This is a genomic window from Symplocastrum torsivum (genome assembly GCF_059505465.1).
The window spans coordinates 160,394-181,420 of sequence record NZ_JCACKQ010000126.1; the positions used below are offsets into that span (position 1 = coordinate 160,394).

Annotated in this window: 18 protein-coding genes; 6 read left to right on the plus strand and 12 right to left on the minus strand. The window is 45.1% G+C overall.

Going from position 1 to position 21,027, the window contains the following annotated elements; translation table 11 throughout:
* The first annotated feature begins 285 nt into the window (after positions 1-285).
* The gene (locus AC5JL3_RS32060) at positions 286-1,017 is read left to right on the plus strand and encodes an S-layer homology domain-containing protein (RefSeq protein ID WP_496078303.1); all 732 of its coding nucleotides are present in this window, start codon (positions 286-288) and stop codon (positions 1,015-1,017) included.
* A gap of 37 nt (positions 1,018-1,054) precedes the next feature.
* Here AC5JL3_RS32060 and AC5JL3_RS32065 read toward each other — a convergent pair whose 3' ends face one another.
* From AC5JL3_RS32065 to AC5JL3_RS32085, 5 genes are all read right to left on the minus strand, one after another.
* Positions 1,055-1,981: a hypothetical protein gene (locus tag AC5JL3_RS32065; protein ID WP_496078304.1), complete on the minus strand. Its 927-nt coding sequence runs from the start codon at positions 1,979-1,981 to the stop codon at positions 1,055-1,057.
* A gap of 223 nt (positions 1,982-2,204) precedes the next feature.
* Entirely contained in the window at positions 2,205-3,080 is an 876-nt protein-coding gene (locus AC5JL3_RS32070; protein ID WP_496078305.1) for an SDR family oxidoreductase, read from the minus strand.
* 260 nt (positions 3,081-3,340) lie between these two features.
* Positions 3,341-4,138 carry an exodeoxyribonuclease III gene (gene xth, locus AC5JL3_RS32075; protein ID WP_496078306.1) on the minus strand — a complete coding sequence of 266 codons (798 nt, stop codon included), beginning with the start codon at positions 4,136-4,138 and terminating at the stop codon, positions 3,341-3,343.
* 83 nt (positions 4,139-4,221) lie between these two features.
* On the minus strand, positions 4,222-5,865 hold the full coding sequence (locus tag AC5JL3_RS32080) for an acetolactate synthase large subunit (RefSeq protein WP_496078326.1): 1,644 nt from the start codon (positions 5,863-5,865) through the stop codon (positions 4,222-4,224).
* Positions 5,866-5,981: 116 nt separating this feature from the next.
* Complete coding sequence (locus tag AC5JL3_RS32085) at positions 5,982-7,349, minus strand: NAD-dependent succinate-semialdehyde dehydrogenase (protein ID WP_496078307.1); 1,368 nt, start codon at positions 7,347-7,349, stop codon at positions 5,982-5,984.
* 415 nt (positions 7,350-7,764) lie between these two features.
* Between AC5JL3_RS32085 and AC5JL3_RS32090 the strand changes: the two genes are divergently transcribed.
* Positions 7,765-8,223, plus strand: coding sequence for a response regulator (locus AC5JL3_RS32090; RefSeq protein ID WP_496078308.1), 459 nt, complete (start codon positions 7,765-7,767; stop codon positions 8,221-8,223).
* Here AC5JL3_RS32090 and AC5JL3_RS32095 read toward each other — a convergent pair.
* Positions 8,213-8,614 carry a Na-translocating system protein MpsC family protein gene (locus AC5JL3_RS32095; RefSeq protein WP_496078309.1) on the minus strand — a complete coding sequence of 134 codons (402 nt, stop codon included), beginning with the start codon at positions 8,612-8,614 and terminating at the stop codon, positions 8,213-8,215. The genes AC5JL3_RS32090 and AC5JL3_RS32095 overlap by 11 nt on opposite strands.
* A 473-nt stretch (positions 8,615-9,087) precedes the next feature.
* Here AC5JL3_RS32095 and AC5JL3_RS32100 point away from each other — a divergent pair, with 473 nt between their 5' ends.
* Positions 9,088-9,525 carry a response regulator gene (locus AC5JL3_RS32100; RefSeq protein WP_496078310.1) on the plus strand — a complete coding sequence of 146 codons (438 nt, stop codon included), beginning with the start codon at positions 9,088-9,090 and terminating at the stop codon, positions 9,523-9,525.
* A 212-nt stretch (positions 9,526-9,737) separates the two neighbouring features.
* Positions 9,738-11,414, plus strand: coding sequence for an apolipoprotein N-acyltransferase (gene lnt, locus AC5JL3_RS32105; RefSeq protein ID WP_496078311.1), 1,677 nt, complete (start codon positions 9,738-9,740; stop codon positions 11,412-11,414).
* 156 nt (positions 11,415-11,570) lie between these two features.
* Here lnt and AC5JL3_RS32110 read toward each other — a convergent pair whose 3' ends face one another.
* A complete protein-coding gene (locus AC5JL3_RS32110; RefSeq protein WP_496078312.1) occupies positions 11,571-12,698 on the minus strand; it encodes a fatty acid desaturase family protein in 1,128 nt (375 codons plus the stop codon).
* A gap of 175 nt (positions 12,699-12,873) precedes the next feature.
* Positions 12,874-13,275: a fasciclin domain-containing protein gene (locus AC5JL3_RS32115; protein WP_496078313.1), complete on the minus strand. Its 402-nt coding sequence runs from the start codon at positions 13,273-13,275 to the stop codon at positions 12,874-12,876.
* 532 nt (positions 13,276-13,807) lie between these two features.
* Between AC5JL3_RS32115 and AC5JL3_RS32120 the strand changes: the two genes are divergently transcribed.
* Together AC5JL3_RS32120 and AC5JL3_RS32125 are read left to right on the plus strand one after the other, a co-directional pair.
* Positions 13,808-15,406 (plus strand): hypothetical protein, encoded by a 1,599-nt coding sequence (locus AC5JL3_RS32120; RefSeq protein WP_496078314.1) that lies wholly within the window; start codon positions 13,808-13,810, stop codon positions 15,404-15,406.
* 428 nt (positions 15,407-15,834) lie between these two features.
* Positions 15,835-16,569: a DUF4388 domain-containing protein gene (locus AC5JL3_RS32125; protein ID WP_496078315.1), complete on the plus strand. Its 735-nt coding sequence runs from the start codon at positions 15,835-15,837 to the stop codon at positions 16,567-16,569.
* Positions 16,570-16,880: 311 nt separating this feature from the next.
* On the opposite strand, the gene AC5JL3_RS32130 is transcribed toward AC5JL3_RS32125, so the two are convergent.
* The 4 genes from AC5JL3_RS32130 to AC5JL3_RS32145 form a co-directional block, all read right to left on the minus strand.
* On the minus strand, positions 16,881-17,186 hold the full coding sequence (locus tag AC5JL3_RS32130; RefSeq protein WP_496078316.1) for a hypothetical protein: 306 nt from the start codon (positions 17,184-17,186) through the stop codon (positions 16,881-16,883).
* 173 nt (positions 17,187-17,359) lie between these two features.
* Entirely contained in the window at positions 17,360-17,647 is a 288-nt protein-coding gene (locus AC5JL3_RS32135) for a hypothetical protein (RefSeq protein WP_496078317.1), read from the minus strand.
* A gap of 412 nt (positions 17,648-18,059) precedes the next feature.
* Positions 18,060-19,763 carry an ABC-2 transporter permease gene (locus tag AC5JL3_RS32140; RefSeq protein WP_496078318.1) on the minus strand — a complete coding sequence of 568 codons (1,704 nt, stop codon included), beginning with the start codon at positions 19,761-19,763 and terminating at the stop codon, positions 18,060-18,062.
* A gap of 144 nt (positions 19,764-19,907) precedes the next feature.
* Positions 19,908-20,858 (minus strand): ABC transporter ATP-binding protein, encoded by a 951-nt coding sequence (locus AC5JL3_RS32145; protein ID WP_496078319.1) that lies wholly within the window; start codon positions 20,856-20,858, stop codon positions 19,908-19,910.
* Between the last annotated feature and the right edge of the window lie 169 nt (positions 20,859-21,027).

Genomic DNA, 21,027 nt, shown 5'->3' on the forward strand with positions numbered 1-21,027 from the left:
ATACTGATTAAATTTACGCAAGAAGTTGTGTTAGGTATTTGAGTTGAAGCGATCGCTTTTAAGATTACTTCCCCATCCTCTGAAAAGAGGCAGGGGGAGAAGTTTCAGCTTCCAAAGTAATCACCGTTGAAGGGAGAGTCGATGACTCAACGACTAGGGTGACCCAGTTGAGTGAGGGCATCTGTGATTGGAGCCACCTACGATCTGGTATGTTGGCATGATTGTCCATCGTTCACCCTTTTTCCCAGGCAAGATGCTTCCTTGCTAAGAAGGCTAGCTGTACAAGTGAACCTCTTGGCTTCTGGTAACGTCAAGATTTCTGTAACACTCGTAGCGCTGCATGAAGCAGCTAGAACAAGTATTATGCGTCGCATTGTTGGCATTCTACCTTTAGTATTTTTGCTGCAAGGTATTCCTGTAGTAGCCCAAGAAACAGCACCCCTTGACCCGATTGAACAAGTAGTGGCGGCACAATTAATGAGTCCCTATCCAGATGGCAATTTCCGTCCAGAAAGGATTCTCAATCGTGCGGAACTCGCATCAATTTTGGTCAAAACCTTTGAGCTAGATAAGCGGGCATCCCGAAACAACACTGGAGTTCCACTTCAAGATGTCCCTCCTTCTCACTGGGCGTACAACGACATCCAGCTAGTTTTGAAAAATAATGTGATGACTGGGTACCGAGAGGGACGCTTTTTCCCAAATCAACGGGTAACTCGTGCTGAGGCCTTTTCGATTTTGGCTCAAGCTTATGGGGTGTTCCAGTTCCCAGAGGAAAGTGTTACAGACTTGCTTTCCCGCCATCCTGATTCAGAGAAGATACCAGCTTGGGCAAGAAAGTCGATCGCTACTGCACTGTATGAGGGTTTTGTCAATGTTGATCCAACAACAAACCAGATTAATCCCCTAGAACCAATGACTCGTGGCGATATGGCTTACGCTTTGAGTAAGTATCTGGAACGGCAAGAATCAGCAGCACCAATTCCTTGGCAAGTAGAAGAACCTGCTCCTTTGTAGGGTATTCCTTGTTTGCTGGTAATTGAAGCTAGGACAATCAATTCACCTGCTTGTTTGACTCTAAAATTGCTGTGACTTTTTGCAACAGTTGGCTCTGCTCTTGGCTAATTTCCTCTATCCTTTTCAAGAGTTGAGCCAACTGTACTTGCTGGTTAGGCGATTCTAGACTTAGAAATTGCTCAGGTTTAGGTAAAACTGGTTGCGAGGCATTAACTCCCTTCAAACTAATTAACTTACTACTACCTCTGAACAAGAACTGACCAAGTAGAAAGGGAGATTTCAGAATTAGCAGCCAGACTTTCTCTATTGATTGAGCTAGTAGTTTGAGAAGTCCCCGCAACAAGAAAATTACAAGTAGCACTATCCCCAAGGTTTGCAGGGGATGGCTAATTGCCCAAGAGATGACTGGATGAGCCGCCAGCCAATTGTGAATCATCTTACTCAGTTGAACTTGAATAGCATCAGCAACGCCACCTGTTAAAGTCTCGGTTCCTTGAACCATTTCATTGATAGAAGCTTTTGCTTGCTCAGTAGTTTCGGAAAGGGAGTTGAGCGACTGCTGTGTCGCTTGCGTAACTTGGTTCACTGCTTGCCCAGTTGCCTCGTTAAGACTGACTTTGGCTTTTTCAGCCGTTTCTGCAACTGTACCAACCGCTCTCTGTGCTGACTCTTTGACAGTGCTTACTGCCTTTGAAGCTGTTTCGCTTAGCGCTCCTGTTGCCTGCTCAGCCGTCTGAGTGACTGAGCCAATTGCCTGCTCTGTTACTTGCGTAACCTGGTTTACTGCTACCCCAGTTGTTTGGGTGAGAGTCTCTTTAGCATTGTCAGCCGCTTCAGCAACTGTGCCAACCGCTTTATTGATAGTTTCAGTTAAAAAATCCTTAATTCCTTTGGAACCTTGGGATACTCCTGTTGGTAGGCTGAATTCTGGAAACAACTTGTTACTTCCTGCTTCACTTGTCATGATGTCTTCACTGTTAAAATTCAGAGAGTTTAGGGTATTAACTAAGCTGAGTGATAAACCTCAAAAAGCTTACTTATAGGATTCCCTTGATTCCTTCTGAACTAACAGTTTTGATGCTCTAATTGCTTAGAGCATCAGTTGCACTCTTGTGAAAAAAGCAATAGCCGAATCCTCAGCTCAACGATTTTGCGTAAGCTGCCTTACACCGTCTTGTTTGTTGATATTAATCCCCTAGATAGCGCCTCACGAAGCTCTCTAAAGATTCCAGCTTCAGGTTGTAAATTAACTCTAAATTAGTAATCTCACTTTTGGTGCAGAAAAATTCATTCGCTAGCAAAGTTCGGAAGGTACCAAGACCTTTTCGAGCTTGGGGATTTACAAAACCGATCGCATTTCGTATCCCATCCAACACCAACAAAGGTGGGTTGATTACAATCGGCTCTCGGTTAAATATTCTGCCAAAGATGCGAGGAATATCTTCACGCTTCAGAATATCTGGCCCCCCTACGGGAAAAATTTGATTGCGTGCCCCTTCGATGGTGAAAGAATCAACAGCAATCTGCGCCAAATCATCAGTGCTAACAATTGATGTCCGGTTCTTGGGGTCGCCATTGAGTAGATAAATCCCAGTTTGCCGAAATTGTTCTGCTAGTGGGATGAGATTTGAGGCTAATCCAGAGGGACGTAGAATAGTGTAGTTCAGACCACTTGCTTCCAGGTACTTTTCTACTGCCCGTTTTGCTTTGAAGACTGGAGCATCCTCATACCCTCTATCTGCTCCTAGCACGGAGATGAAAACAAAGTGCTGGACACCTTGCTCTTTTGCTTGGTCAATTAGTTCAATATTGGCTCGGTAGTCTAAAGCTTGAGCATCAATTCCAGAACCATGGGTGCTAATGATGTACTGAACGCCTTTACAGGCTTTCTGGATATCCTTGTCTTCCCGTAAGTCACCGATAAATATCTCGGCACCTCGTTGCTCCAATTCTCCATAGCGAGAAGTCAATCGGACAAACGCCCGTACAGGTTGTTCCCGCTCCCTTAGTAGCCGCACGATGCGACGTCCAATTCCTCCTGTTGCTCCAGTAACTAAATACATCGTTCAATCTTTGTCCTGAAAATAGGTGTTAGGTGGTAGGTGGTAGGTGGTAGGGGAGCGGGATGTTTACGTCCATTTGCGGTTTCAACTATTACCCAACTATTCGGATATAGCATTTCTCAGTTACGCGCGTGTACATCAAAAAACCTAACCCCCAACCCCTTCCCGATTCCGGGAAGGGGAGTAAGAATCAAAGCCTCACTCAAGAGTAGGAGAGAGGTCAGAGTGTATCTCATCTAATCGAGAAGGGCTATAAGATATTAAGATTGTTGGCTAAATTCAACAATCACTGGGGTATGGTCACTAGGTTTCTCTAGCTTTCTGGGTGCTACATCGATCTTACAACTTGTGCAATGTTCATAGAGGTTGGCAGTGAGGTAGTGATGGTCAATGCGCCACCCTAAATTGCGGCTGAAGGCGCGGGTACGATAGTCCCACCAGCTAAAGTGACCGCCTTCGGAGGTAAATTTGCGAAAGGCATCGGCTAACCCTAAATCTAAGACTGTCTGTAAGGCTTGGCGTTCAGTAGGGGAAGCCATAATCTGATTTGTCTTGCCTTTGGGGTCATAAATATCCCTATCTTCTAGGGCAATGTTGAAATCTCCACAGACGCACAGGGCATTAGGCTGTTTTACTAACAGGGCTTGGATGTACTCACGCAGCACAGCAAGCCAACGAAGTTTGTACTCATATTTTTCGCTACCCACTGCTGAACCATTGGGGACGTAGAGATTGACGATGCGAACGTTGCCGACGATTCCAGCAATAACCCGCTTTTGTTCGTCTAAATCTCCTATATCGGTACCCAGCACAGGTGCAAAGCCGATGCTGATGTCTTCTACTGCCGTCCGGCTGAGGATAGCAACTCCGTTGTAAGATTTTTGCCCAGCAATGTAGAGATGATAGCCTAATGACTCAAAAGGCGATCGCGGAAAATCAGCATCCACAACTTTGGTTTCTTGCAGACAAAGAACATCAACGTTAGTTTCTTGTAGCCAATCCACGACATGAGTAAGGCGAGAGCGAATTGAGTTGACGTTCCAGGTAGCAATTTTCATTATATTTCGTTACTTGTTGTTAGTTATTGGTTGTCTGTAATTTTCATATTCCCAACAACCAATAACAAATAACTAACAACTCATTACATCTTGCAACTTAAATCCCCAGCTTTTTGGGTAAAGCGGAGATTTTCGCCATAGTCCACTGGACAATCAATTACTGTTGGGACATCTTGAGCGAGTGCTGTTTTCAAAGTAGGAATCAAATCAGCAGTGGAAGTCACACGGTAGCCTTTTAATCCCATACTTTCGGCAAATTTGACAAAATCCGGATTGCCAAATTTAACGAACGCTGATTCACCTACGCCAAAGTGATTTTGTTGCTTCCACTCAATCAAACCATAGCCACCGTCATTAAAAATCAAGGTGACGAATGGGGTTCCTACCCGTAATGCTGTTTCGAGTTCCTGGCAATTCATCATGAAGCCCCCATCGCCCGTAACAGCAACAACGTTCCGATCAGGATGCACAAGTTTTGCTGCTATTGCTCCTGGTAGCGCAATGCCCATTGCGGCGAAGCCATTGGAGATAATACAGGTATTCGGACGCTCACCATGATAATGACGTGCTATCCACATTTTGTGAGCGCCAACATCGGAAATGATGATGTCCTCTGGCCCCATGACCTGTCGCAAGTCATAAATTAGTTTTTGTGGCTTAATCGGAAAGCCTTCATCGTTGGCATATTGTTCGTAGTCTTCCCGGATTTCCCCTCGTAATTCAACGGCAGATGGTGTCGGTTTGCCTTGTCGATCTGCCTGCTTCATAATTTCACTAAGCGAGTCAGAAATATCACCGACCACTTCCACCAAGGGAATGTAACTACTATCAATCTCTGCGGGTTCTGCTCCGATATGAATTATCGGAATATTGCCCTGTGGGTTCCACTTTTTCGGTGAATATTCAATTAAGTCATAACCAACCGCAATGATCAAATCGGCTTGGTCAAAAGCACAATTGATATGGTCGCGCTGTTGCAATCCTACCGTCCAAAGCGATAGAGGATGGGTGTAGGGAATGACACCTTTCCCCATAAAGGTATTCACAGCAGGAATATTCATCCGGGTTGCAAATTCTGTCAGTGCCTCACCAGCACTCGCACGAATTGCTCCATTTCCTACCAGGATTAAGGGGTTTTTTGATTTAGAAATAGCGACAGCGGCTTTGCCTAAACTACGGAAAGAGGCATAGGTTTTTTCTCGACTATCTTTGGTGAGCGGTTGACCAATTACGGGCATTGCCGCGATATTTTCGGGCAAATCAATGTGAACCGCTCCCGGTTTTTCGCTTTGAGCGATTTTAAACGCTTTCCGGACAATTTCTGTTGTATTACTAGGGCGAACAATTTGAGCGTTCCACTTTGTTACAGGTGCAAACATTGCGACCAAATCTAAGTATTGGTGCGATTCAATGTGCATCCTGTCTGTTCCAACCTGACCCGTAATTGCCACTAGTGGTGCCCCATCCAGGTTGGCATCAGCAACGCCAGTCATTAAGTTAGTCGCGCCTGGGCCCAATGTCGAAAGGCATACTCCTGCCTTACCCGTTAAGCGTCCATACAAATCTGCCATGAAGGCTGCGCCCTGTTCATGACGAGTTGTAATGAATTGAATGGAAGAATGTCTAAGCGCTTCTAGGACATGCAGGTTCTCTTCCCCAGGCAATCCAAAAACATACTCCACACCTTCGTTTTCTAGGCAATGCACCAACAGTTCTGCTGTGTTCATTTCGCCCATTATTAATCTCCCTGAATATTTATTTGTTTCGCTGCCAAAGGCATCTTTGGGGCTAGCTAGTATCTCAACCCTAGCCCCAATTTCAATTCCTCGCAAAGCAGCCTCTATTACTTCACCCAGACTGTTTTGATGTTGACAAATTCATGGATGCCCTGAATCCCTAACTCTCGCCCATATCCAGAACGCTTGGTTCCGCCGAAAGGTAGACGCGGATCAGACTTAACTAAACCATTGATAAAGACTGCCCCGGCTTCGAGTTCATCAATTAAGCGATGTGCTTGCTGTTCATCGGTTGTCCAGGCACTCGCGCCTAATCCAAAAAGTGTTGAATTGGCGAGTTCAATCGCTGCATCAATGTCCTTAACTCTAAACAGGAGTGCTACGGGACCAAAGAACTCCTCTTGGTCTGCTGGGGTTCCTGGTGGGAAGTCTGCCAAAATTGTTGGTGGGTAGAAGTTACCAGGGCGATCGCTTAATCGCTGTCCGCCAATCAGAACTTTTGATCCTTTTTCTATGCACTCTTGCACTTGCTTATCCAAGTCTTCGAGGATGTCGGGAGTTGCTAGTGGCCCCACATCCGTATTCTCATCCATTGGGTCGCCGACTTTCAGAGTCTGGAATTTCTCAAGGAAGCGTCGCTCAAATTCATCAGCTATCGACTCTTCGAGAATAAACCGTTTTGCCCCAATACAGGATTGACCATTATTGAGTAACCGTGCGGTAACAGCCGTTGCAACGGCTGCCTCTATATCAGCGCTTTCTAGGACAATAAAGGGGTCACTTCCCCCTAGTTCTAAGACAGTTTTCTTAATTTGCTTACCTGCTGCTGCCGCTAGACTGGCACCCGCAAGCTCACTCCCTGTTAAGGTTGCGGCTTTAACCCGTTCATCATTAATAATTGCTTCAACTTGGCTGGCACCGATGAGTAATGTTTGAAACGCTCCCTCTGGAAATCCGGCTTCTGTAATCACGTCCTCGATCGCCAACGCGCATTGCGGTACGTTAGAAGAGTGCTTCAGCAAACCCACATTTCCCGCCATTAAAGCAGGGGCTGCAAAGCGGAACACCTGCCAAAAGGGAAAATTCCACGGCATGACGGCGAGAACCGCTCCAAGTGGTTGGTAACGCACAAAGCTTTGGCTGGCATCAGTGCCGACACTCACATCAGCGAGAAACTCTGCGGCGTGTTCAGCATAGTAGCGGCAAACTAAGGCGCACTTCTGGACTTCCGCGATCGCACTTTTAATGGTTTTACCCATTTCAGTCGTCATGATCTCACCGAAGTGAACCTGATCACGCTCTAAAATCTCAGCCGCTTTGTAGAGCCATGCCGCTCTTTGGCTCATTGGTGTTTTACGATATTGCTCGAATGTCTGTTGCGACAGTGCTAACTTAGCTTCAATTAATTCTGTGCTAAGTGGTTCAAATGTTTTTAGTGTTTCCCCGGTTGCTGGGTTAATCGTGGCGATACCCATTGCCTCGCTCTCCACTCCCAAAGTATATGGGACTAACCTTGCTCTCCCAGTCTACTGTGCATACAACATTCAAAGCCTTGGATTATGTAGATTGCTTTACAGATGCTCTCACAAAACTCACACCGTCAAGGTTGTTACAAGTTCTGTAAAATAGGCTTCAGCAAATACTTTTGCAAAGGTAGCAATTCTTAAACAATTCTTTATTTTGTTATAGATTTGCACTACAATGACGAATGCAAAGGCAGCCCTGCTAGCTTGAAGAGGTTTTTCCTTAAACCCAAAGCAAAGACTTGACGACCTGGCGGATTGACTACGAACCAGCCAATAACAAGCGCCGTACAGCCGCTTGAAGAGTGCCTCGTCCACTCTTAGGGTAAGAGGAACGTGACCGTCGTAGGAGTTCCCTGAGGGTAGGATGGGTAATTTGGAATTTTCCCCTTTTTATGAGCAAAAGCTTCTCAGTGTTGTTGGCACTCAACTTTCCAGCGCCACACAACAGTTAGTTTTGGTCGTTGATGATGACGAAGACAATTTGCTGCTTTTAGCTTACGCACTAGAGCCGCTTGGTTGCATTGTGGTAACTGCGACTGATGGAATGAGAGGGCTTTTACTCGCTCAAACGTATCAACCCGATTTAATTCTGCTAGATGTCCTCATGCCTTACATGGACGGCATTGAGGTTGTAACTCAGCTTCGGAAAGACAGCAGTACTAAGTCGATTCCTGTGATTGCGGTTACAGCTTTAGCGCTCAAAGAAGACCAAGAGCGTCTTCTAAAAGCAGGCTTCAATGATTACATTATCAAGCCCTACTTCATAGAAGATATTGAAGCCACAGTTCAGCGCCATCTCTGCCAAAAGGTCGCTATTTCTTAATTTTAGGAATCGCCTCAGGATTACGAACTTCTGGAGTGATATCCAAGACAGCAATGATGCCAGTACGCCCCGTTTCCAGTGTGGCATCGCTCAGAAGATCTAGGACACCAACACTCAGGACTTCCTCTATCAGCGCTTTTAGCTGAGGTTGGATTGCCTTATCCAAGTCTGAGCGAACTTTTTGGGCTAACTCAACTTGACCTGTGTTCGCTAACAATTGCTCAGGCGGCGTAATTGAGTCTTCGACAATAACTGCCAGCTTCTCATCAAAGAGTTGACAGGTTACCTTACTAGGCTGATGTCCTAACTGCTCACGGTATAAACCCTGGAGCCGTTGAGAAAGCAAACGTTCTAGCTGCCCTCGCGTAGGCTTTGAAGACTCGTAGTTCATACAAGGGGTTGCTTAAAAGGACTAAAACAATCTAAAGGCATATTTTAAAATTATTCAACAATTTGTGCGTAACTGCTCTGAGCCGTAGAAAATCGTCGAAGACTTTCTGGCGATTTTCTACGAGAGTGCTTGCCGCCGCCCTAAGAGTTATCTGCTGCTGGCAAAGGATGAGAGTTTTCATTCGTCCTTGCTTCACACTTGATTGTTAGTGAGGTAACAAGCTAAATTAATGGAATTTCATGCTTTTGGGATAGAAACTCAGCAATTAGCTGATTTTTGCCACAAAATTTATATTTTTGTCGATTTAAAGTTAAGATATGTCTTCAGACAGGGATTTAGTTAATAAATCTCAATAAAATCCATCAACTTAGAATCAGCACAGATTAAATACAAGCCAGTCTATACCAAGCGCCTCACTGCCGCTTGGTGAATGCCTTGTCCATTTTCCTGTTGAGGATTGTCTCGCTTTGTTTATGATGACTTCCCAGGAGCAGAACTTGGATATGGAACGTCCCATCAGCAGTACTGATCAGTCTGCTGCTCAACAGCAATTAGTTTTGGTTGTCGATGACAATGAAGACAATTTGTTACTTCTTTCCTTCTTAATTGAGCAACTTGGTTGCACGATTATCACGGCTGCGGATGGTCAAACGGCTCTAGACTTAGCGCAACATCAGACACCGTCTCTCATCTTGCTGGATATGATGTTACCCGATTTAGACGGCATGGAAGTTGTCCATCGCCTCCGGGAAAACTCTCTAACCGTAAATATTCCAGTGATTGCGGTGACGGCGATGGCAAGAGTAGAAGATCGAGAGCGTATTTTATCGGCAGGCTGCAATGAGTATGTCAGTAAGCCTTATCTTGTTGATGAGCTTGAGGTGCTGCTTCGTCGTTACCTGAGTTGTTGAGTCCAGTTAGGATGTTGCTTGTTAGCTAACGCTCTTAAGACTAGACCTAAAGAATTCCTTCCGAATTCGTGAAGACTTTCTTAAACTTAGGGTGTCAGTCAATGCGCCTATTGTCTCAACCGATAACTTCGGTTAGGGACAAGCCCCATCCCTTTATAGGTGGGGCTGTTGACGGAAGAATCAAGAATGGGGTCTCCAGGCGGGAAAAGCTAATGAAAATCTCACAGCGACTTTGGCAGGTGTGCCTCTTACTTTTGTCAGTATTTGGTGGCATCCTGATGGGGCTGACACCAGCACCTGTAGAGGCTTGGCCTTTAGCTTGGATTGCTCTAGTTCCCTTATGGTTTGCCGTAGCTAATGGTCAGAAGCTTCGCCAATGTGCTTTGTACGGTTTGCTTTGGGGCATTGGCTACCATGGGTTGGCGTTGTTTTGGATTACTGGCGTTCACCCGATGGACTGGATGGGGGTGCCGTGGCTTGCTAGTATTGCGATCGCACTTTTTTGCTGGATATTTATCACCCTCTGGGGCGCTGCCTTGGTTGCAATCTGGGCAGGTTTTCTATTTTGGCTCAATCAAAAATCTAAGCTCTTAGCTGTGATTCGAGTACTCATCGGGACAGCACTCTGGTGTAGCTTAGAGGCTCTTTGGAGTTCTGGTTCCTTGTGGTGGAGTTCTCTATCCTATACTCAAAGCCCTCATAACCTAATAATTTTGCACTTGGGTCAATTGTCTGGCCCGACAACGGTGACAGCAGCAATTGTTGCTGTCAATGGTTTAATTGCTGAAGCTTGGATTAGCTACCAGCACAGCAGAGAACAAGGGCGAGAACGAGTAAGCCAAAAGGGAAACAAGAGAGAAATTTTTTACCAATCTCTAGGCAAGTCAGCAACTCCATCACCCCATCACCCCATCACCTCATCGCCCTATTGCCCCATCACCTACATAAGCATGGCACTAGGGCTACTGATTCTCTTGCACCTCATTGGCTTCAGTCTGTACAGTCGCCCATTAGTTCAAGCACCCCAAGCTGCACTGAAAGTAGGGATTATTCAAGGCAATATTCCCAACAGAATTAAGCTATTTCCGGCTGGTTGGCGTCGAGCAATTGAAGGATATACAACTGGCTACGAGGCTTTGGCAGCAGAAGGTGTTGATGCAGTTCTAACTCCTGAGACGGCTTTGCCTTTCTCATGGAGTGAGCAGGTTCGCACTCAAAGTTCCTTCTATTCAGCTATTTTGGATCAGGGTGTTCTTGCCTGGGTAGGAGGCTTTGGAGAAGAGGGACGTAGCATTACCAATAGCTTGTTTACTGTTAGAGGCACAGGTAAGACAGTTAGCCGCTACGACAAGGTGAAGTTGGTGCCTTTGGGAGAGTATATTCCGTTTGAGCAGTTTTTGGGAGGTCTGGTTAACCGACTTTCTCCTTTAGATGCTCATCTCGTTGCGGGTAAGCCAGCCCAAATCTTTGAGACTCCTTTGGGTAGGGCAATTGTCGGTATCTGTTATGAGTCAGCGTTTGCAAAACATTTCCGACGTCAGGCGGCGGCTGGTGGTCAGTTCATTCTTACTGCCTCAAACAATGCCCACTACAGTGAAACAATGCCAGCCCAGCATCATGCCCAGGATGTGATGCGGGCAATTGAAACAGATAGGTGGGCAGTTCGAGCAACGAATACTGGTTATTCTGGCATTGTTGACCCCCATGGCAGAACCCTATGGATTTCTGGAATTAATTCCTATGAAATCCATGCACATACGGTTTATCGGCGGCAAACGCAGACTTTATATGTGCGCTGGGGGGATTGGTTAACACCAGTTTTGTTGGGGTGTGCTGGATTATCGTGGTTTGTTTTTAGCCGTAGATCTAGACACCTCAACACATTCTAGCAAGAAGATTAACAGGGTGCTACTGGCGAGACAAAGTTTTAAAGATCTACCATCGAAGCATGAGCCAAGAGAGCAATTTGTTTTGCGCTCAACGTTCAGGCAAGAGGATGTCTAGGCAGTAAAAAAGCTCTCGTAGCGGTAGGCTATCGATAGTGTTTAGGTACAATCAATCCCGTTTGGCTTTATCAAACCTTTAGCTTCCTGGCTCAATGGACAGGGAACAGCCTTTTCTCCTGACCAATCTGTGAAAGTCTCGTCATTCTGATAATGCCGAGGAGTTTGCATGAGCAATCGCCAAACATCCCCAGCATCCAATAAGTTTAATCGCTCAGGATACTGACTTTTCAATAGTTCTTGAACCATTGGATAATAATCAGAATTCATTCCTGGAAAAATGTGATGTTCTGTATGATAGGAAAAGTTTAAATGCAGTTGATCAAATAGTTTAGGAACTCGCAAAGAAATAGTGTTGACTAGCGGGTCATTAGTGCTAGTCATCTGGCAAAGCATATGATTTGTAAAAATATAAAACATTCCTCCAGCATAGCCAATTCCAATCGGGAGGAAATAGCTAAGTAGAAGTTTTGTTAAATCAAATTCCAAATAGGCGATAATACTAAGGTGAATCGCTAAGATTATCAAAAACTCCTTAGCAATTGCCCAATATTCTTTATCACTAACCGTAAAAGCAGCAGGAACATAATTGGCAGATTTGCGATTAAATAACAGGACAGAGGTGAGATTGCGAAAACCATGTACTCCCCATGAGGTTGGCATGCCTACTATTAGCCCTAGAGGATTGACTTCAGAAGAGGGTACGAATAAATCCTGAATCCACTTCCCCCATGTTTTTGGTTGCTCATACAAATAATTGCGATCGGGATCAGCTAAAGAATTAGTTTTAGTGTGATGCTCTCGATTATGAATTACTTTCCATAAGGTTGGTGGCATCCACCAGAGTGTTAACCCCAGCAAGCCAATAGTCTGAATCAACCAAGAATTTTTAATGACGCTACCGTGCATTAAAGCATGAGAGCTAAATAGCAAGACAATAACACTATTGCCCATGACTATAGCTAGAGGTAAATATAGCCATAAAAGACTTGGCTGCCAGCGATCTAAATCTGCTGCGATCGCCCAACCGAGTATCAAAATTGCCAGATTAATGAACAGAATAATCAACTTATTCGGGTCAGGAGCAAATGCTTCAGTAGGAAGGAGAGGACGTAACATCTTTGCGTATTGCGCTTGATGTATCAGTGGTTGCTTGTCGCTTAAGTTCATAAACCTCTTAAGTTGTCTCAGATTCAGTGATCAAAAATTTAATTACCTAAATGTGTTTGCTCCTCTGTTCCGATCTTAAAATTACCGGGAGGGAGTAAAACCTATCTAGACAACTATGGGGCAGCAACTGCATATAGTTGCTGCCCCACAGATAGTGTTCTATTTAAGTGTTGGCTTATGCAGGAAGCAACACTGTATCAATGATGTGAATAACGCCGTTATCAGTAGCAACATCCGGCGTTGTAACTGTAGAATCATTCACCTTGACACCGTTGGAAGCGTCAATTTTCACGTCTGAACCTTCAACCGTAGTAGCTGACTTCAGCTTCACCACGTCTGCCGCCATTACTTTACCTGAAACAACGTGATAGGTCAGGATTTTCTTAAGTTTTGGAATGTCCTTGAGTAAGGCATCGACTGTGCCATCAGGAAGCTTTGCAAATGCTTCATCAGTGGGCGCAAAGACGGTGAAAGGACCAGCACCTTTGAGGGTGTCTACTAAACCAGCAGCTTTGACAGCAGCAACTAGGGTGCTGAATGAACCAGCATTAACAGCAGTATCAACAATATCAGGCATGTAATTAACCTAGTTTCGTGTGTCTATTAAGAATTATAAACTATTTTCTAAGGATTGTGTTGAGCTACTCAACTCTGAGCAATAAAAATACGGTGACATCTATCATACATAGGTATACGCATTTTGAACCTTAAAAGGAGTTTAATTAAAGGGTAAGACTTGAGATTTGGGTTGTGTACTGAGTTGCCTAGTAAAAAAAAATACCAAGAGCAGACAAGCGATTACAACCTTAGTCGCCGTATAGGTTTTAATCTATTTAATATTACTTAATGTAATTTGTGTATTTAACTGTACTCTAAAAAGAGTAGTTAAAGAAAAAAGCAATCGCATCCTCCCATCAACGTAGAAAATGCGATCGCTCAACAACTTGTCTCAGTTTGTGTCTAAGTCCCACTAACACCTTTAGTGAAGTGCAAAAGCCTCCAGAACAAAATTGTTCCTGTGGAGAGAGCAATTTAAGAGAGCTAATAGTGTAGTTTGTTTCCAACTAATACGGACTTACCCCTCACTGCTCCCGCATTACTCACTATCTATGTCACAGCCTACTCTTGAGGAACTTGCTAAACGAGGAGATACTAATGCGATCGCAACTTTACTCAATCGCTCTTTGGAACCTAAAGGCGCGACGGCGAAAGCGGCTATCAAAAACGATGGCTTGAATATCATCGTTGAAGCCGTCGAAACTCCCAATAAAAAGGAGACAGTCGCCCTGATCCGTGACGTAATTACCCGCTTACAACTGGAACGAGTCGAGACAGTGAATGTGTATGGGCGTCAACCGGGCGATGATATTCCAGATTGGCATCAAACCTTTGTAGTAGTTGATGTCTCAGCGTCGCTGAATAAGGGTAAATCTTCAACCGAAGAACCATTTTCATTTTTCTCCTTTGCCAAAATGATTGGCGGGATTGGTGAATCTATTAGCCACACCACATCTCAGGCGGGGAAAGCGGTGGTGGAGACAGCCGCAGGTGTAGGTGAGGTTGTTGGTAATACAACGTTGGGGACAGGCAAGGTATTGGTCGATACCGCGACTGGCGTAGGTAAGGCAGTCAGTGATACTGTCTTTCACACCGGAAAAGCGGTAGTGGAGACAGCATCGGGAGTAGGAGGTGCGATCGCAGGTGTTGGTGGGGCAATTGGCAATAATGCGTCCCAAGCAAGTAAAGCTGCTGTCAAAACAGCAGTAGGAGTGGGCGGAAGTGCAGCAAAGCACAGTTACCAAGTCCTCAGCCAAATCACAGAATTTGTCGCGGGTACTCCGATTCTGCGAAAAGTCGTCGATCAGGTTGATTTGATGAAAGCGGAGACAGCGGTTAAGAAGCTGAAGCAAAAGTATCCCAATGAAACGCCAAGACAACTCGCGCACCGCTTTATGGTGGAGAAAGCGATTTATGCCGGAAGTAGCGGATTGTTCACGAGTTTGGTGCCAGGGGCAGCCGCTGCCTTGTTTGTTGTTGATTTAACCGCAACCTCTGCACTACAGGCGGAAATGGTGTATCAAATTGCAGCCGCTTATGGGCTTGACATTCGCGACCCAGCACGTAAAGGTGAAGTCTTAACGGTTTTTGGTCTAGCTCTGGGTGGAAACAGGCTGATAAAGGTAGGTTTAGAGTTATTACAAAATACGCCTGTAGCTGGTGCGGTGATTGGGGCAAGTTCCAATGCAGTGATGCTATATACAGTAGGTTATGCGGCTTGCCGCTTTTATGAAGCGAGGCTGAATTCAGAAGCGACAGAGGAAACCTTAGCCGCTTCCAAGGAGGCGAGTCAAGACTACTTAAAAGGTGCGATCGCACAGCAAATCATCATGGATCAGATTTTGGTTCATGTCATCTGTGCTGAGAATCCAGAAAAATCCTGGGAAGACATTTTGCCAGAATTAGAAGCACTGAACATTAGTCCTGCCTCATTAGCGGTGATTAAAGCGAACATCAAATCTCCGCCACCATTGGATCAACTTCTTGCTCAACTCAACCGTGATTTTGCTATGCCACTCTTAGCCCAATGTGAGCGAGTTGTTCAACAGGATGGGACGACGACACCAGAAGAAGCAAAGATCATCGAAAAGATTTCTCAGAAGTTCCAGATTGATCTCAAGGCGATGAAAGAACAACTGGTAGCAAAATAGCTCACTAAATTTATAGCAGAAAGCCGTCAGCTATCAGCTATCAGCTTTTTGGTTTTCCTCGCTCTGCTCTTGTTTCACACACCTCCTGCTGCACCTCGTCTCTCTAGGAAACCGCTTATAGCTACTCTTCACTCTCATTATGCAAACATTCTGTAGCAAATCCTTGCAAGGCGTTGCTCAATGAGATAATGCTTTTGGTAAATTTTGAATCGGTTAGAGGAAAAGCGATCGCTTTTTCCTTACCGCTTCCAACTCAAGCCCCCAATTGCCTGTAGCTGTGGCTTTAGCCAACCTTCGTCTTACATAAGGCTAAAAGTCTACAAGCTTTACATCTACTTAAACTATTTATTCCTGCTTCTCAATTTCGCTCCAAGAAGACACTCTGTAGCTTGAGACTTACGCAACAATTTCAAGACGAAAGTATCACCATGTCAATTACAGGTTCACTCTCAGACTTTTCCTTACAAGAAATTTTTCAGTTTCTTGAGAACGGGAAGAAAACGGGTTTACTAACACTTCGTACATTGCCGGAATCCCCAACGACACTGATATCATTTCATTACATCTGGGTATCTCAAGGGAACCTTGTTGCAGCAGCTAACCAGTTAAATCACAACGGATTAGTTTCACTGATTACTCAATACCAGTGGGTGAGTAACCGAGCCGTTACTAAACTAGCTCAGTTTTCTCCTCCCAATCAACCACTAGGTTTATATCTAAAAAATCAAGGTGTTCTGCAAATGGCACAACTCGAACACCTATTTCAAATGCAAGTTGTGCAAGAACTATGTCCCTTATGTGAAGCGAACGATGCTCTATTTAAATTTGACCAAAATGTGCCACTACCGATGCAAGAAATGACTGGATTGAGTGTATCTGGAGTGGCTTTAGAGTTGATGCTGCAAAAACTCGTTTGGTTACAAAAAGTTTTTAAAGCAAGAGAGCAACTGCGAGAAAAGAGTGGATTAGGTGGCGCTCATGAAAAGTATTGTTGCCAGCTTAGCTTAATTCTTGATACTGCCTTTTTTCACTCATTGAATTTCTCCTTATTTGATATTAGCGCTGGATTCGCCAAGCTCTCTCACGTTCTTGAATTACGCGATCGCCCTTATGATTTACCTAAAAGTAGAGAGGTGCAAACAGTATGTTGTGCCGGAAGATAAAGTCCTATGGCTAATCTGAAAAATAGGCAATACTTGAGGAATAACTTCTAAAAGGATTGAAGGCGATCGCGCTCTAAAACAGCCGCAACCTTCTATAGAACCCATTTGAGATCTATTCCTGAAACTAAAAGCCTTGCAGCTAGCTGGTTTTATCCCTGTTCTTGCAAAAAACAGTCTTGTTAAGCAAGCTCTATCATTGATCGCAAAGTAACGGCTTACTTCAAAGCCAAGCACCCCAGCAAAAGATGTCAAATGGGTTCTATACAAGAGGGCAATCGAATTTGGCTGAACTACGAGCTAAGTTACAAATTTTATAGATTGATCGTCAGGATTTTTTTCTTGCTTTTTTTGTCGCTCAACACGACTGTATTGTAGGGTGAGGTATCCGTTCCCAGCGGAATTGGCAGCCCAAAACTGGGACTTTTATGATCGAGTTCGCCTAAATCAATGCTTTTCGTTATATCGCCATCTGTTGCCAGATAAGCGGTAAGTTCGCCTTTATAATCTTCAATTAAAAAGTCTCTAAAGAAAAGGACTTCCCCAGCCTCAGGAGCTATACCAAGGATGACCGTACCGTTGAAAGTTGCGCCTTTTCGTTCTTCATCAACCGTTGCCATTATGATTTCCGAGGGGTCTTGACCGGACATATCTGTCATAAACTTTTTCCTGGGCGAATTCTCAACAATTGAAAATGATTTTACAAGAGCGCTATGGGCGATCGCAAAACTCTCAAGACGTATTTCTGCATCGGTCTTGCAAATGTATAGCCAAGTTACTTCTGGTTATACGCCTAATTGGAAGATTGAGTAGGGATGAGTAGAGGCTGAAAGCGATCGCGAAGCGTTGCTGCAAAGCAGATCGCATCGCAGAAACCTGATAGAGGGAGACGTTGAGAAGTTTCCGGATTCTGTTCTAGCAACCTACGAGAGCCACGGGAAGGGGTAGGCAGGAACACCAAGGTCAATTGCTTGTAGGTCATTTTCAAGGGGTCAGGAAGCGATCGCCAATCCTTGAGCCAGTTGTCCAGGACAAACAGGACTGTCCTGAAGACAGCGGTCACTGATGTAGGGTTGTCCATGTGGAAGAGAGTCGTCGGGAGCTTCGTGGTCGCGATCGCCCTTCCGGTCAAATGCTAGTCACCACAAGAGAGGTTTAGTCACCACGGGTCGCGGCGGCGGCGGATTCCTTGGGATGTCCATGCCGAAGAGAAGTCACCTGGTTTTATCCCTGTTCTTGCAAAAAACAGTCTTGTTAAGCAGGCTCTATCATTGATCGCAAAGTAACGGCTTACTTCAAAGCCAAGCACCCCAGCAAAAGATGTCAAATGGGTTCTATACAGTTTCACGTTCTGATGATGTGGAATTAGGAAGAGAATAACATTCGTCGCTACTGCTATATAAAAAACCGCCCATAGCTCAAAATGGGCGGTAGGAGGTTAGAGATCAAGTTACCAAGAGCAAGAAGAGTTACCTGGAACGCACAAACTCTTTTTACTTAAGTGCCAGTGGAGAACGTCCGGAGAGTAAGGCTTTCGTTGTAGATTCACCTGCTTTTTGTAGCTGTCGTGTTAGCTGTAGACTCAAAAGCCCCAGCATTAGCGACTGACCGATGACTGCTAGAAAGACACTGATTCCACTAACAGTCTCCAAACCGATCCAAGGGACAGCGGAAAACATCCACATACCAGGGTTTGTGGTTGGTGTCATTGCTAGTAGGCTGAAAACTATTGGTGGTAGGACGATTAAGCTAGCGACGCTTGTCGCGGCTAAAGGTGCCCGCTTCGGTGTTTTCATGAACAGCATGACTTGAGCAAGGGCAGCGTAGACGGAGATTAGAGTCACTGTTACCAGCAGCCCCCAAATTGCTAAAGTCTTGTACTCATTAATCGGCCATAGCGCCATCCAAGCAAGCAAACTTACAGAAGCGATCAATAAATTCAACATCACACTGAAGATAGCAGGGCTTTTTTCACCCCAAACTAAATCAGCAACAATGCCTCCTTTGCGGGAAGAACGCTTTTGATGGCGGTAACGTACCCAATCCTGCATCGCTTGACGGTGTGGACTTAGCGCTGCAATTAGACCTAAAAACAGCAGCAGGTTGAATACCAGCACCATTTGATAATTATCAAATAGACCTTTTGAAAGTGGTCTCCATTCTGAAATTTGAGGATTCAGAGCAAATCCAAGCAGCACGACTTCAAAGCAAGCCGTCAGCCAGTAGCTTTGTTGTTTACCCAAAAGAGTAGCGCTGGGGTTATGGAAGCAACGTTTAAGTGCTTGCCACACCCAGAACGTCCACAACCCGTAGTTGAGTACCATACAAGCTGCCAGACTCCAAAAACTCGCCCCAATTGGCAGATGAAACATCTGTAGTTCTCTGAACCCTCCAGTAGGGGAGCTATTAGCAGCATCTAGAGAATAGGAATCAATCAGGTACGGTACCAATATTGTGGGATTAAATAGATTCAGCCAGTCTAATGGGTTGTGTATGACGACATTGCCACCAACCCTAGCCATGCCAAACACGAACAGCAGCAAGACACCACTACCTAACCAAGCTTGGAAACCTCCTAACCAGGTACCCACTAAACCAAATAGCAGGGCTGCACTGTAAAACAACAAGCAACTAGCCGCCAGGACACCGTAAAATGATAAAACCTGAGTGAGAGGAATTTGACCCAACAACCCAGCGACAAAATGTAACGGCAAAGCTAAACCACTCACCAAATAGAGCAGAATCGGTACTCCCAGAAGCTTGCCTGTTAAGATGCTGCGACTAGACTGAGGGGCAAGACGCAGAAAGTTCAGCGTACCTCGTTGTTCTTCTTTCGAGAGGTCACTGATTAGCATATAAGTGCCGACCACTAGTAAGGCAAAGATAGCGGTGATACTTAGTGAGGCAAATACGTCTGTCCACCACAGCGACCAGTTAATCACAAAACCACCCAAACCGTCAGCAACGCAGGTAGGAGCAGCATACTCTCGGGCGACGTTAGTGCAGAAGCGGTTTTGAACTACATTTTTACCATTAGCAACGGGTAGCTGAGCTGAGAACACCATCAGCAATAGTAGTTGACCCAAGAGGGACATTGCGACAGCAATCAGGATGTTGCGAGGCTTGAGCCGTCCTTTGAGTTCTCTAAACCATTGGGGATTCCACTCACCCACTTGGTTAACAAAATTCACAACCATGTATTTTTAGTCTCCGTATGTAGAAGCGATACTAGCTTTGAACCTGAATAAGTTAGGAGTTGCCTCAAAATCACAAGAGGACACGCTTACGGTTCCGGGCATAACTCAAAATTTTGAGCAGGTAAGGTTGCCTGATCCAATACATCAAGATGCCTGCTGATGACCCAGCTTGAGAAAAATTGTTTCCAAGTCTTCCTGGGTGCAATGGAACTCTGTTAGAGGAATCCCGGCAGCAACAAGTGATCGCAATAATCTAGCACAATCCTCCTGACCTCCTTTAAAGTCAATTCGCACACGCCCCGCTTCTGGTAATCTCTCACAGTTTTCGACTAAGGGATGCTTTTTGAGTTCCGCTTGCAGAGCATCTAGCTTACCTAGTGCTGACAAGAAAATTTGCTGACGACCGAGACGCTGATACAACTCATCTAACGAGGCACTTTCTACTAAATAGCCGAGTTCCATAATGCCTACAGCCGTACAGAGTTCAGCTAAATCGCTGAGGACGTGTGACGAAATCAAAATCGTCATCCCCGCTTCTTGCAACGTCTTAATAATTTCACGAAACTGCATCCGTGCGATCGGGTCAAGTCCAGACACGGGTTCGTCCAACAGCAGCAGAATTGGCTCATGAATAATCGTGCGAGCAAGGCTAAGGCGCTGTTTCATCCCTCGTGAGAGAGTAGAAATCATGCTGTTGCGCTTATTCGTGAGTTGTACCAGTTCCAAGACTTCGTGTAGGCGTTGGCGGCGTTGCTTGTGCCGTAAGCAGTAGAGTCGCCCAAAATAATCCAGGTAGTCCCAGACGGTTAAGTCATCATAAAGTGGGTAGTCATCAGGGAGATAACCCAAGCGCCGCTTCAGGGTTGGATTGCTATCATCCCGTAAAAGGCGATCGCCATTAATATAGATCTCTCCAGTTGTTGGTTCCTCCGCTGCCGCCAACATCCGAATCAAAGAGGTTTTACCTGCACCGTTTGGGCCAATCAATCCGTAAACGGTACCCGCCTCTACCTGTAAATCAACGTCATTGACAGCGATATGACGATCAAACTGCTTAGTGAGTCCGTGAGTAGAAATTGCCAGTTCTTTTGCCATGAGTGTTTTGGGGCGAGACAATTAGTTAGTGCCTAAAGCTGAGACCAGCTTTCAGTGTGTACCTGCTCTAGCTAAAAAGAGCGGCTTGTAAATATTCAGTCTTAATGAACGGAATACTAGACCATATTGGCAGAAATAAGTGACCAGCTTAAGCAGGTTCGGGAAACCC